Here is a 14,293-nt window from a genome sequence, read left to right on the forward strand (position 1 = left end):
TTAATATTGAGCAATAGCCAGTTATTTACAGCGCTGGCTATTGACTCAAATAAGGCTTTATCAGGCATGTGTTGATGCGGGCGACTGGTGATAATAACGTAAATCGTGTTCGGTTCGACGTCCTTGACTAAAGGCTGAGACGCGCTTTAAATAACCAATTACACGGGTACCGTAATCAATGTTTTTTGAACCGCATTGGTGACAATATTGCTGAGTTTGCTTATCAATATGTTGGCATTCATTGCAGATAGTAATTTTCACATTGACACAAAAATAATTACACCCTGTACGTGCAGCAACATTATATAAATTAAGATAATTTTTTACTGATAACTTTTCATCTAAATTTAAATGTAATGCTGAACCCCCATCTAAGTAGCGGGTCATTTTTTCACCGTGCATAATAAATTTATCAAGATAATTAATGTTAGTGTCTTCTACCGGATAAAAGTAACTGTTATAGCAATTTCGATTAACAAAGTAGCCTGCTTTTCTATCCCAAGCCGCATTCTTTATACCTAAGTTTTCTGCTGGAACAAACTCAGTATTAAATTTGTAGCCAAATTTTTGAGTAGCTTCTCGGTTAGCCTTATAAATAATCTGTAATTGTTGGTCGACAAAGGTTTGGTAATCATTATTAGTGTCAGCTATTAAGCCTATAGATTCAGCAGCTTCTACCATGCCATTAATACCAATCGTCATAAATTGTTTATCCAGAGAGATAAACCCTGCGGTATAGACTGGCAGCATACCATTGGCCAATTGTTCTTCCATTAGTTTACGATAGGCAATTTGATATTGATGAACCTTCCCAACTTCGATTTTAAGATCGCGTTTATCTTGGATTAAACGATTCATATTAATAGTGATAACATTAATTGAACCTGTGGCGACGCCGCCAGCACCTAAGCTGTAGGAGAAGGTGTGATCGCTTATTTCATTCCGTAAACGACAGCATGAGGCTAAAGAGTCAGCATTTTTGGATTGATAAATAAAAAATGCACCGCCTTCGCTCATATTTTTGGCACAAACATGGGCAAACTCCGTATCTTTAACTTTATCATTAGCGGTTAACATCGCGGCGGTGATCACTGGAAAGGTTAAAATGGCTTTATTCCGTTCTTGATTAAACCAATCTAAGAAAAAAACTTGTAACTGTTTTAAAGAGTGCCAATCTGGCGGGGTAAAGTCAGGAAATACAAATTGCCCAAACATGGCCTCAAAATAATATTGATCATAAAGAGAGATATTCCAAAATACACTTTGGTATCCTCTTGCTGCTGCAGGTTGATTTAACGCATACACAACGTGTTGTAGGTGGTTCTCTATTGCGTGTTTATGCTCGGTGAGATAATCATCTCCAAAGTCTTTACGGGCAAAGTAATCGAAATACATTAAAAATTCGACAGTCGCAATTGCGCCAGCAAATTGCGCGCTGATAGCAAATACTAAATTAACAAAGCTGCCACAAAAAGACTCTAAGTGTTTTGGCGCTTGTGATTCGCCGCCTAATTGAGTTAATCCGCTGAGTAAAAATGGATACATTGAAATAGAAGCGCAATAGGGTTTTAAACTGGTTTCATCATGAACATAAATTTCATGTTCTGTTATTTGTCTCTCGTATTCTTTCGCTAAATCTACACCATATAATTCAGTTATTTTTTGTTTTACTAATTCACGATTAATATCAATGAAATAATCTTTCATTAACTCGGTTTCTAAGGTGGCAATGTTCTTATGAGTCACATTTGCATTCGCATCTAAATGCGAAGCATCAGCGGCATTATTGGATTGTTGGTATTGCTTAATAAAAGCTAATTTTTTTTGTAATTGCTGTGGGTTAAGAGATGGCATGGTGATGTTCCCTAAATTTAAAGTTGAGTAGATTTCCCGTTGCGAGTTCAATAAAGCGTTGATTGGTTTTTTCCTTTTCTAATCCTCCTTGATTTGGTCGCCAAGCCCCCGTTTTGAGGTAATCCAACTGTGCAATTAGATGCTGTGATACCTTGGTTTTTCCAGTGTAGAGACAGGTTTTAAGACCGTGTTTTTTTGCCAGTGATAACTTGTCGAGTAATGCAGCGGGGTTCCATTCGCCACCAAAAAATAAAACACAACTCACCAGTCCCTGATAACGTGTTAAATAATGTTGAAAATTATCATTATTTAACTGAATACCCGTTTCTGGATCCCAAGTATCTTGGCTATGACATCCTTGGCAACGTAGTGGGCAACCTGTGATGGTAAATGCTAACGAGACCTCATCAGGAACCTCTTGAAAACAGATCTGTGGTGCAAAGCTATTAAATACCATAATTACCATATCTTGTGTTTATTATATTATTGCGCACTATATGTTGTGTTTTATGATATCGAGATAGACAAATAATAGTTTGATCAAGATCAAACTATTGAGGATTAATGCGATGAGGTTAATCTTGGGGGAGTGAAGCAGATAACACGGGTGAATGGCTGTAAATAAGTGCTTGTTTAAGCTGTATTAAACTTAGCTTATTTACAGTAGGTTCCAGATCTTAAATAAAACAGCGGCAGTGTAAATAATAGTTAGACTAATTAAGTTTACATTGAGGAATATGAATAATTTTTTGATGGATATGTTGTAACAAACGGTAACTATCAGCCAGATCGCAATCAATTTGCTGTTGTTTTTTATAGCCCAATTGGGTGAGCTCTATGTGCCAGGTGGGTACAATTTGCTGTAGCGCTAAACTATTTTTAACGCAATTGAGCTTACAACCATCAAGTGCCAATATGGGGCGTCCAGATTTCGCCAGTCTGACAATCGATTTTATATTCCCTCCAACGCCCGCGATACATGACATTTGCATCACGCCTGAACGATCAAGGGTCAGGGCCACATCATTAGCTAATTGTGCGACATTTGAGCAGCCAGAGCAGGCATAAACCAAGGGTTTATTCGTCGATAATTTTGTCATGTTGGCACCTTTGTAAAAAAGTGAATGTAGATGATAGGCACCCTAAATCGGCATGCCTACCATTGTTTAGCTAACAGTTAGCAAGGGATTTCTGCGTTACGCCTAGCGTAGAACCACCAAGTGATAACCACACAACTGGCGTAAAACAGGATAAACCCATAGAGCGCGGTATCTACCGCTCCAGTTAAGCTCATTGCGGTACCATAGGATTTGGGAATAAAAAATCCGCCATAGGCAGCAATGGCAGAAATAAAGCCTAAAACTGCTGCGGACTCTCGGTTTCCTTCGATTTCGGCTTGTTTTTCCATGCCTTTACCTAATGCTTTTTGCCTAAGGGTTAAAAACATCACTGGCACCATACGGAACGTTGAACCATTACCAATGCCTGTGGTGATAAAGAGCAAAACAAACATACCGAAGAAGCCGCCAAAATTACCCGCAGCACCGTCATGCGGTAAGAAGTACAGCACACCGATAACGCCCATCGCCATGAAGAAAAAGTTCCATAGTGTCACTTGAGCGCCGCCAAATTTATCGGCTAATTTACCGCCGATAGGCCTGGCTAATGCACCTGCAAGTGGACCGATAAAGGCAAACTTAACGGGATCGACATCTGGGAATAACATACCCGATAGCAGCGGGAAACCTGCAGCAAAACCAATAAAACTGCCAAAAGTTCCTAAATAAAGCCAGCACATTAGCCAAGTATGATGACGTTTAAAGACGACGGCTTGCTCCTTAAATGAAGATTTAGCATCCGTAATATCATTCATGCCAAACCACGCCGCAATGGAGCCAATAATGATAAATGGCACCCAGATAAACGCCGCGTTTTGCAACCACACCGAATGTGTTTCACTGTTTTGCAATACGAGGGTGAGAGGCTCTCCTTCTAAACCGCCAAACACACTGGCAGATATCACTAAAGGGGCAATTAATTGCATGCCCGATACGCCTAAGTTACCCAGCCCTGCATTAAGCCCTAGTGCAGTACCTTTTTCAGCTCTAGGATAGAAAAAGCTGATGTTGGCCATACTCGATGAGAAGTTAGCGCCACCTAAACCACAGAGTAAGGCTAAAATCAGCATGATGAGATAGGGGGTTTCGATATTTTGCAGTGCAAAACCCATCCATAAACAAGGGATTAAAAGTGATGCGGTTGATAAGGCTGTCCAACGGCGACCACCGAAGATGGGGATCATAAAGCCATAGAAAATTCGCAGTGTAGCACCCGATAATGCGGGTAGCGCAGCTAACCAAAACAATTCATTTGGGCTGTAGTTAAAGCCTAATGTCGGCATTTTAACCACCATAATGCTCCAAATAGACCATACGGCAAACGCAAGGAAGAGGTTGGGTATTGAGATCCATAAATTGCGCGTGGCAATTTTTTTACCTTTAGTGTCCCAAAAATGTTTATTTTCAGGTTGCCAATCGTTAAGTACAAAGGCGTCGGGTGTGGTCATTTCGGGTAAGTTTTTTACCGTTTGACCACTGGCCCATTCCATTCTCTCGGCTCGGCGAATTGAATAATGCATCCACATTAATGAGATAGAACTAATAACAAACAACAGCATGAAACAGCTTTGCCAGATACCAATAACGTCATTGAGCATCCCAAATGTGACGGGTAATAAGAAGCCGCCAATACCGCCGACCATACTCACAAGGCCGCCCACCACGCCGACATTATTCGGGAAATAAGTCGGTATATGCTTAAATACCGCCGCTTTACCTAAAGACATGAAAAAACCTAAGGTAAAAATAAGCAGCACAAAAACGGGCAAGGATAGGTGGAAGTTAAATTCAAAAACGTGTTCAACCCCTTTCACGCTGTAGTGGGTTGGGGGATAACTGAGTAAAAAGGTACAAATGGTACTGATGCCTAACGTCCAATACATGATGCGACGGGCGCCGTATTTATCGGACCAAAAGCCGCCTAAAATACGAAATAAAGAACCTGGAATAATATAAAACGAGGTAAGAATACCGGCGGTGACTAATGACACACCATAAACATCAATAAGGTAGTGGGGTAGCCATAGGGCGAGTGCCACAAAGGCGCCAAACACGAAAAAATAATATAAGGCGAAGCGCCAAATACGAATGTCGCTGAGCAAACCTAATTGTTCACTGAATTTGGGCGGTTTGAAATTAGTTAATCGGCGGGGTTCTGTCTTGGCAAAGATTAAATATGCGGTTGCCGAAATCGCAATGACCAAAGCATAAATTTGTGCTGTTTCTTGCCAACTGAAGTACTTTAATAAAAAGGGGGCGCCAAAGGTTGTTAGTGCAGCACCCACGTTACCCGCACCAAAAATACCCAGTGCTGTACCTTGTTTTTGTGTTTCAAACCAAGATACGACATAGGTCGCACCGACAATAAAGCCACCGCCCGCTAAACCCAGCCCAATACCTGCGACTAATAGCATATCGTAACTATCTGCAAGACTGAGCAGATAGGTCGCAATGGCAGCAATGTACATTAACGTACTAAATACAAGGCGCCCACCCCAGCGCTCCGTAAACATACCTAGGGCAATGCGGCTCAACGAGCCGCTTAAAATGGGCAGCGCCATTAATAACGCCATTTGCGTATCGGTTAAGGCTAAATCCGCTTTTATTTTTATCCCTAAAATTGAAAATATCGTCCAAACGGCGAAACAGAGCGTAAAAGCGGCGGTGGTAAGCCACAATGCGCGGTATTGTCCACTCTTAATGTGTAGCGGTAGACTACTCATTTGAAAACTCCGACAAATTAGCAAAATGTAACGTTAAAAAACATTAGCTTTTTAATGGGTTACTGCAGTAATGGCTCGTTATTGGTGTCAAAATCAAAACCTTCTATATGGGCTTCGTCTATTAACACTTGGATATATTGAGCAATGGCTTTTTGACGCACTTTTTCATTAAGGTATAAGCTAATCCTGTCGCTAACCGCTTCAAATGGGAGAGGGTTACCGGCAATTTTGTGTTTGATATCGACAATATGAAATCCATAACGACTTTCTATCGGGTAGGGTTGCAAGCCTATTTCGGCGGTTAATAGCTGTCGTTCAAATTCCGGCACGGTTTGCCCACGGCTGAGCTGACCTAAATTTCCCCCTACGGATTTTGAAGGGCAGGCAGAAAACTCCTGTGCTAAAGCGGCAAAATTGGCTTTTTGATGCAATTGTTCAATCAGTTGCTCGGCGATGATTTTGCCCTCTGCTCTGGCTTTTAAATCATCGGGCGCAGCGGCAATCAGGATATGGTTAGCCTCAACCAATGGCGAGGTTGTAAAGCGGTGTGGGTTTTGTTCAAAATACTGTAAACACTCTTCGGGGGTCGCTTGCGGAATAGGTACTTCAGATTCAATGAGTTGCTCTAAATAATCCTCTTTATTACAGATCTCATCATTAGGGCGAGATAACGATAATGCTTTTGCACGTTGAAGTAGCAATTCGCCAATGATTAAACTCTGGGCGGCTTCTAACATCGCTTTACGTTGGGTTGGGGCCGGGAAATACTGCATTTCACTGAGAACTTGCTCTTCGGTAATGCTGGCTTGGTTGACTGTGATCATAATATGGCTCTCTATAAAATAAATGCGGGCGAGCAAAGATCCCCTGATAAGCCAATATCAGGGGATTTAGCACTAACGGCTGACTTTACGACGTACTATTTGTGGTGCGCGTGTCAGGTACTGCAGTGGTGCACTGAGCATGTGAACCAGGCGGCTGAATGGGAATACCACAAACAGTGTCATACCTAGAATGACGTGCAATTTGAAGACGATATTTACATCGCTAATGGCTTCAACGGCGGCAACACTATTAAAGGTCATAATGTTTTGTGCCCAAGCCATTAACTTAAGCATTTCAGCGCCATCTAAGTGTCCACCAGATACCGGAATAGAAATAAGTCCGAGGATCAGTTGTCCATAGAGCATTAAGAGGATGATGATATCCATCTTTTTGCTAGTGGCACGAACGCGAGGGTTTGTTAGGCGACGACGGATCAAAATGGTTAATCCCGCAAAGCAAATTACCCCAAATAATCCACCCGCACCCATAGCAAGTAACTGTTTAAACTCGGCAGTCACGCCCAGCGCGTGCCAAACGGCTAATGGTGTGAGTAACCCCACAAAATGACCGAAGAAAATCCCGATCACCCCAACGTGAAACAATACGCTACCAATATGCAGTTGGCGTTTTTCCAGCATTTGGCTGGAGCTCGCTTTCCACGTGTATTGTTCACGGTCATAGCGGATCCAGCTGCCGATAAACATCACCGCCATAGCGATATAGGGGTAGATGCCAAAGGCAAATATTGAGAAATGGCTCATCAATGGTCTCCTTACAACCGTTGGCTATTGCTTTTAGGCTGCAATAGTTCGGTATTGAGTGGAATGTGTTGGTCCCGACGCTGCGTTTCACTGGGTTTATTGCTGCTATTACAGCCCGTTTGCGCGTTGTCCATAAAGCTCACCATTTCTTCTTCCCACACTTTATCGAGCTCTTTGGGGGTGTTGTCGGGTTGTTCGTCAACGATTTGTTCACGTAAATCCTTAAGATCGACATCAACCTTGCTTAAGCTCAATAGTGCATGGAGTAAGTTGGCATAATTTGATTGGTGCTTTTCAAGTCTGCATGCCAGTAGCGCTAAAATCGGCGCCACTTCTTCTAATCCATAACGGCCATTTTCGCTGCCTTGGGTTGACATAAACTCAAGATATAGCGGGATATAATCTGGCAACTCTTTAGCACTAATATCTAGACCTGCTTGGTGATATTGATCTAGAAGGTTGACCATGGCTTGCCCGCGGTCACGTGATTCACCGTGAACGTGTTCAAATAACAGTAAGGACAAAGAACGTCCTCGTTCGAATAAGCCGTCATATTCGGCTTGCCAGTCCATGGTATCCATCGCAAAACGCTCGGCGATAAACTGCAGTACAAGGGCTTGATGCGCGGCATCAAGTTCAGATCCCGTGACAATGGCCTCTAACTCTGCCCGCGCGTCGAGCAGTTCAGCGTGCGGGTAATCGAGTAGTATTGAAATAACACTCAGTACTTTCATGTTTACTTCTCCAATGTGACAGGAATGACTTGGCGTACGCCGGTCGCTTTGCTGCCAAATAAGTTGACGCCGTTGTTACCATCGCCACAGCCATTTCCAAAACTAAAGCCGCAACTGCTTTTCATGTCGTAGGCATTTTCTGCGTAGGCTTTATGGCTCGTTGGCACTACGAATCTGTCTTCGTAGTTAGCAATGGCCATGTAACGATACATTTCTTCGACTTCGACTGCGGTGAGGCCAACTTGCTTTAGCACCTCTAAGTCCTCAACTTTGTCGACCTGTTGTGAGCGTTTATAGGCACGCATTGCGATCATGCGCTCAAGTGCACGCTCAACTGGTTTTTCATCGCCAGCAGTTAACAGGTTTGCAAGGTAACGTAGCGGAATACGCAATGATTTCAGATCGGGGATTTCACCGTTCATGCCGACATGACCTGCTTCTACTGCCGTTTGGATTGGCGATAGTGGCGGCACATACCACACCATAGGTAAGGTGCGATATTCAGGGTGTAAAGGCAGCGCGACTTTCCAGTCGATTGCCATTTTGTATACCGGTGAGCGCTGGGCCGCAGTGATCCAGTTATCACTGATGCCTTCTTTACGCGCCGCTTCAATTACCGCCGGATCGTTAGGGTCGAGGAAAACATCGAGCTGTGCTTGATATAGATCTTTTTCATTTGGAGTATTTGCCGCAATTTCAATTTGATCGGCGTCGTACAGCAATACGCCCAGATAGCGGATACGGCCTACGCAGGTTTCAGAGCAAACCGTAGGTTGACCCGCTTCAATGCGAGGGAAACAGAAAGTACATTTTTCTGATTTACCTGATTTCCAGTTGAAGTAGATTTTTTTGTAAGGGCAGGCAGAAACACACATGCGCCAGCCGCGACATTTATCTTGGTCAATCAGTACGATACCGTCTTCTTCACGCTTGTAAATCGAGCCTGAAGGGCAAGAGGCAACACATGCTGGGTTTAAGCAGTGCTCACACAGGCGAGGTAAATACATCATGAAGGTTTTTTCAAATTGACCATAAATGTCTTTTTGAATCACATTATCGAAGTTGATGTCTTTTTTACGCTTTTCGAACTCAGTCCCGAGAATTTCTTCCCAGTTTGGACCCCATTCAATTTTCTCCATACGCTGACCTGTGATCAGCGAGCGGGGTCTAGCCACCGGTTGATGTTGGCTATCAGGCGCTGTGTGTAAATACTCGTAGTCAAAATCAAAGGGTTCGTAGTAGTCGTCAATTTCAGGTAAATCAGGGTTAGCAAAAATTTTTGCCAGCAATCTGATTTTGCCACCGATTTTGAGTTCTAACTTACCGGCGTCAGTGCGTTTCCAGCCGCCGTTCCATTTCTTTTGGTTTTCCCATTCTTTTGGAAAGCCAATACCAGGTTTAGTTTCTACGTTATTGAACCACGCGTATTCGACGCCTTCGCGTGAGGTCCAAACGTTTTTACACGTGATGGAGCAAGTGTGGCAACCGATGCATTTATCTAAATTTAGCACCATGCCGATTTGGGCTCTAACTTTCATATTGTATTCCTCGCTCCACGCTTATTTAGTATCTAACCAGTCGACGTTGTGCATTTTGCGTACAACAACAAATTCGTCGCGGTTACAACCGACAGTACCGTAATAGTTAAAACCATAGGATTGTTGTGCATAGGCACCAATCATATGAGTGGGTTTCATCACTGCGCGGGTGACTGAGTTATGGATCCCGCCACGGGTGCCGGTCATTTCTGACCCTGGTATATTTACGATACGTTCTTGGGCGTGGTACATCATGCTCATGCCTTCTGGCACACGTTGTGACACCACAGCGCGGCACGCTATTGCACCGTTGACGTTGAAGACTTCAATCCAATCGTTATCTTCAATACCCGCGGTTTTAGCATCGGTCTCACTCATCCACACGATAGGGCCACCGCGTGATAGTGTGAGCATCAACAGGTTGTCGGAGTAAGTACTATGAATGCCCCACTTTTGGTGTGGGGTGATCCAGTTCAGAACAATTTCTTTATTGCCGTTAGGCTTTTTGTTCAATACTGGGGCAACGGTTTTTAAGTTAATGGGCGGTTTATAGGCACAGAGCTGCTCGCCAAAGTCACGCATCCACTGGTGATCTTGGTAAAACTGTTGACGGCCAGTAATGGTGCGCCACGGTATCTGCTCATGTACGTTGGTATAGCCCGCGTTATAGGACACATGTTCATCTTCTAAACCAGACCAAGTCGGTGAAGAGATAATTTTGCGCGGCTGGGCAACAATATCGCGCCAACGAATTTTTTCATCCTCTTTGGGTTTGGCTAAGTGGGTGTGATCTATGCCAGTCATCTCGCCCAATGCTTCCCATGCTTTAACGGCAACTTGACCATTGGTTTCTGGGGCGAGGGTGAGGATCATTTCGCAGGCATCAATGGCAGTATCTAGCTTTGCCATGCCTTTGTTGATGCCTTCTGTTGTATGGGTATAGTTGAGTTGAGTTAATAACTTAACTTCATCTTTAGTGTCCCAACTAATGCCTTTACCACCATTGCCGATTTTTTCAAGTAGGGGACCTACCGAAGTAAAACGAGCGTAGGTATTAGGGTAGTCGCGCTCAACCATAGTTAAATGCGGCATGGTTTTACCCGGAATAGCTTCACATTCGCCTTTCCACCATGCTTTAACATCATAGGGTTGAGCTAATTCAGCTGGGGTATCGTGGTGCATTGGAATGGTCACCAGATCTTGTTCTACCCCTAAGTGCCCCACACACACGCGGGAAAACTCTTTGGCGATGCCTTTAAAGATTTCCCAGTCAGAGCGCGCTTCCCATACGGGATCGATTGCGGCTGATAAAGGATGAATAAACGGATGCATATCCGAGGTATTCATATCATCTTTTTCATACCAAGTTGCAGTAGGTAAAACAATATCTGAATATAAACAAGTGGTTGACATACGGAAATCTAAGGTGACCCATAAGTCGACTTTGCCTTCGGCGCCTTCATCTTTCCATTCGACGTCTTCAGGTTTATTGCCGCCAAAATCACCGAGATCTTTACCTAATAGCCCATGCTTAGTGCCGAGGAAGTGGCGCAACATGTATTCGTGGCCTTTGCCGGATGAACCCAGCAGATTAGAACGCCAAATGAACATATTACGTGGGAAGTTTTTCGGATCGTCTGGCTGCTCACAGGCAAATTTTAGGTCGCCGCTTTTCAGTTGTGATACCACGTAGTCTTCAACGTTTTGTCCAGCCGCTTTAGCACTGGCGGACAAATGCAGTGGGTTAGTGCTTAATTGTGGTGCAGAGGGTAACCAGCCCATGCGTTCAGCACGGCTATTGAAATCGATAATGCTGCCAGTCCAGTTTTCTTTTGGCGCGAGCGGCGAAATGATTTCAGACATGTTCAATTTTTCATAACGCCACTGACTAGAGTGGTTGTAGAAGAATGAAGTGCCGTTCATGTGACGTGGTGGACGCTGCCAGTCAAGTGCAAACGCCAGTGGTGTCCAACCCGTTTGTGGACGAAGTTTTTCTTGTCCTACATAGTGAGCCCAGCCACCGCCAGATTGACCGATACAACCACACATCATTAACATGTTAATGAGGCCGCGGTAGTTCATGTCCATGTGATACCAGTGGTTTAGTGCAGCGCCCACAATTACCATAGAGCGACCATTGGTTTTATCAGCATTACGCGCAAACTCAGTGGCAACACGGATAACATCGGCACGTTTTACACCGGTGATCACTTCTTGCCAAGCTGGCGTGTAGGGGATGTTATCGTCAAACGAGCTAGCACGATTGCTGTCGTTAACGCCGTTATCCACCCCATAATGCGCCAGCATTAAGTCAAATACGCTCGCTACTTTTGCCTGTTTACCGTTGGCAAGCGTAATGGTTTTAACGGGCACATTACGCAACTGAATATCACTGTGATCTGTGTGTTGAAAGTATTCATATTCGTGCGGTGCACCGCCAAAGTAAGGGAAAGCGACTTCGGTCAGTTCAGTGTGATCTTTAAGAGATAGTAAAAGATCAATATCGCCTTTACTGTCTTTAGATTCTAAGTTCCATTTGCCTTTTTCACCCCAACGATAACCGATAGAGCCGTTAGGGCTAGTGAGGTTACCATCATGGTTAAATGCAATCGTTTTCCAATCTGGATTATTCTCTTCACCCAAATTATCAACTAAATCAGCCGCACGTAAAAAACGTCCACTGGTAAGGTGGCCATTAACTTCTTCAAGCATGACCAACATCGGCATGTCGGTGTAGCGTTTAGCGTAGTTAATGAAATACGCACTTGGGGTATTAACGTAAAACTCTTTTAAAATCACATGACCAAAAGCCATTGCCAAGGCGGCATCAGTGCCTTGACGTGGCGCTAACCAAGTATCACCAAACTTAGACGCTTCAGAGTAATCGGAGGTAATAACGCAGGTTTTGGTGCCCTTGTAACGGACCTCACTTAAAAAGTGCGCATCGGGAGTACGGGTTTGCGGTACGTTTGAGCCCCAAACAATGATGTAATTTGAGTTATACCAATCTGCAGATTCTGGAACGTCAGTCTGCTCACCCCAAACCTGTGGTGAGGCGGGGGGCAAATCACAATACCAATCGTAGAAACTTAGGCAGTTAGCACCAATTAATGATAAATAACGCGCACCAGCGGCATAGGACACCATCGACATTGCCGGAATAGGGGAGAAACCGGATACGCGATCTGGGCCGTACTCTTTAGTGGTATACACGTTAGATGCAGCAATGATTTCATTGACTTCATCCCAACTCGCACGGATGAAACCTCCTAATCCCCGTCGTTCTTTGTAGCTTTTGGCTTTAACCGGATCGCTCACAATCGACGCCCATGCATCGACAGGATCAGCATGTTGTTGCTTAGCTTCGCGCCATAGTTTCATTAATTGTTGACGAACTTTAGGATACTTCAGGCGATTTGCGCTGTAGATATACCATGAATAACTCGCGCCTCGTGGGCAGCCTCTGGGTTCATGGTTAGGTAAGTCGGGTCGAGTGCGAGGGTAATCGGTTTGTTGGGTTTCCCACGTGACTAAGCCATTTTTAACATAAATTTTCCAACTGCAAGAGCCGGTACAGTTTACCCCGTGGGTAGAACGAACAATTTTATCGTGTTGCCAGCGTTGACGATAACCCTGTTCCCAACTTCTATCTTTATCGGTTGTCACGCCATGCCCATCGGCAAAGGGTTCTTGGTGGGTTTTAAAAAACCGCAATTTATCGAGTAAGTGACTCATCTTATTAATTAACTCCTAGTACGACATTGCTAACAACCTCGAATGTTGTGCGACACAGCATTGTGGGTTGTTGAGTGGTAGTTATATTGACTGCTGTTTTATGCTTAGAAGATGAAAGATGTTAATAAGTCTGGAGTGTGCAACGGCTTATAACGTTGATCGCGATCAATAAAGTGCTTTATATGTGATAAATATCTATTTATGAGTATATTGGTTGTTGTGTTGGTTAACGTTTTTGCAACGCAGCTTTTAGAGACAGAAGTGACGCTGTTTAAAACCGAAATTCCTTGTCTTCTTAAACAGTTATTTTGACGAGCATGGCGGGAGTAAACTTTTTGTTAAGTGCTTTGTAGATCGGGATCACGCTTATTGTTAATTACCTAATTAGAGGCACATAAAAAAAACCTAGACTTACCTATCATGGTGTTAGGTTAATAAAATTTCGCCAATAATTTAAAAAATGGCAAAGAATTTGATTGTATTTAAGTGTTATCAAATCGTTAAGTAAGATAAGGTAGTTAATACGATAGACGTACTTTAGGGAGCGTATATGACAACTCAAACAGATGAAAGTAAGAGCTTAGAACTCAAGATTTTCCTATTTTTAACCGTATTGTTAGCACCTATTCTGTCGGTGCTTCTGGTTAGCGGTTTAGGTTTTGCAATTTGGTTTAGCCAGATTTTAACTGGTCCACCAGGTGCGGGTTAACATAATAAAAATCATGAAATAAGAGTGAAGTGTCGGATGAGTAAAGAGATTCATATTACAAGTTTAGTCGTACAAGTTTTGCCACAAAAAATGGCAGAGGTTAGGCAGCAGATTATGACCATTGAGAATGCTGAGCTTTCCGTAAATAACGAAGTGAAATTAGTGGTAGTGCTTGAAGGGGATACTCAACGAGCCATTATGGAAAGTATCGAAACCATCAATGCCATTCCTGGTGTCTTATCCGCCACTATGGTTTACCACCAGAGTGAAGAGCTTAAAGAGGGTGAAGAATGAAC

General features: G+C 43.5%; 11 protein-coding genes. 2 read left to right on the forward strand and 9 right to left on the reverse strand.

Annotation, left to right across the window (positions count from 1 at the left end):
• Positions 1–60: 60 nt before the first annotated feature.
• The 9 genes from nrdD to C9I43_RS06110 form a co-directional block, all read right to left on the reverse strand.
• Entirely contained in the window at positions 61–1,854 is a 1,794-nt protein-coding gene (nrdD, locus tag C9I43_RS06070; RefSeq protein ID WP_076500151.1) for an anaerobic ribonucleoside-triphosphate reductase, read from the reverse strand.
• Positions 1,841–2,311, reverse strand: a complete 471-nt coding sequence (gene nrdG / locus C9I43_RS06075; RefSeq protein ID WP_076500148.1) for an anaerobic ribonucleoside-triphosphate reductase activating protein — start codon at positions 2,309–2,311, stop codon at positions 1,841–1,843. Before nrdG ends, nrdD begins: the two co-directional genes overlap by 14 nt.
• Before the next feature lie 256 nt (positions 2,312–2,567).
• Positions 2,568–2,954 carry a putative zinc-binding protein gene (locus tag C9I43_RS06080; protein WP_076500146.1) on the reverse strand — a complete coding sequence of 129 codons (387 nt, stop codon included), beginning with the start codon at positions 2,952–2,954 and terminating at the stop codon, positions 2,568–2,570.
• A 77-nt stretch (positions 2,955–3,031) separates the two neighbouring features.
• Entirely contained in the window at positions 3,032–5,695 is a 2,664-nt protein-coding gene (locus C9I43_RS06085; RefSeq protein WP_076500144.1) for a nitrate/nitrite transporter, read from the reverse strand.
• A 59-nt stretch (positions 5,696–5,754) separates the two neighbouring features.
• Positions 5,755–6,519: a peptidylprolyl isomerase gene (locus C9I43_RS06090; protein ID WP_107882728.1), complete on the reverse strand. Its 765-nt coding sequence runs from the start codon at positions 6,517–6,519 to the stop codon at positions 5,755–5,757.
• 72 nt (positions 6,520–6,591) lie between these two features.
• Positions 6,592–7,281: a respiratory nitrate reductase subunit gamma gene (gene narI, locus C9I43_RS06095; protein WP_076500140.1), complete on the reverse strand. Its 690-nt coding sequence runs from the start codon at positions 7,279–7,281 to the stop codon at positions 6,592–6,594.
• An 11-nt stretch (positions 7,282–7,292) separates the two neighbouring features.
• Positions 7,293–8,015, reverse strand: a complete 723-nt coding sequence (gene narJ / locus C9I43_RS06100; protein ID WP_076500138.1) for a nitrate reductase molybdenum cofactor assembly chaperone — start codon at positions 8,013–8,015, stop codon at positions 7,293–7,295.
• 2 nt (positions 8,016–8,017) lie between these two features.
• On the reverse strand, positions 8,018–9,553 hold the full coding sequence (gene narH, locus C9I43_RS06105; RefSeq protein WP_076500136.1) for a nitrate reductase subunit beta: 1,536 nt from the start codon (positions 9,551–9,553) through the stop codon (positions 8,018–8,020).
• Positions 9,554–9,574: 21 nt separating this feature from the next.
• Positions 9,575–13,288: a nitrate reductase subunit alpha gene (locus tag C9I43_RS06110; protein ID WP_107882730.1), complete on the reverse strand. Its 3,714-nt coding sequence runs from the start codon at positions 13,286–13,288 to the stop codon at positions 9,575–9,577.
• A 550-nt stretch (positions 13,289–13,838) separates the two neighbouring features.
• Between C9I43_RS06110 and C9I43_RS06115 the strand changes: the two genes are divergently transcribed.
• Both C9I43_RS06115 and C9I43_RS06120 read left to right on the forward strand, forming a co-directional pair.
• Positions 13,839–13,997 (forward strand): periplasmic nitrate reductase, NapE protein, encoded by a 159-nt coding sequence (locus tag C9I43_RS06115; protein WP_076500132.1) that lies wholly within the window; start codon positions 13,839–13,841, stop codon positions 13,995–13,997.
• 36 nt (positions 13,998–14,033) lie between these two features.
• Entirely contained in the window at positions 14,034–14,291 is a 258-nt protein-coding gene (locus C9I43_RS06120; protein WP_076500130.1) for a chaperone NapD, read from the forward strand.
• Positions 14,292–14,293 lie beyond the last annotated feature (2 nt).

It is taken from the genome of Shewanella morhuae (assembly GCF_003028295.1).
In the GTDB taxonomy this organism is placed as follows: domain Bacteria; phylum Pseudomonadota; class Gammaproteobacteria; order Enterobacterales; family Shewanellaceae; genus Shewanella; species Shewanella morhuae.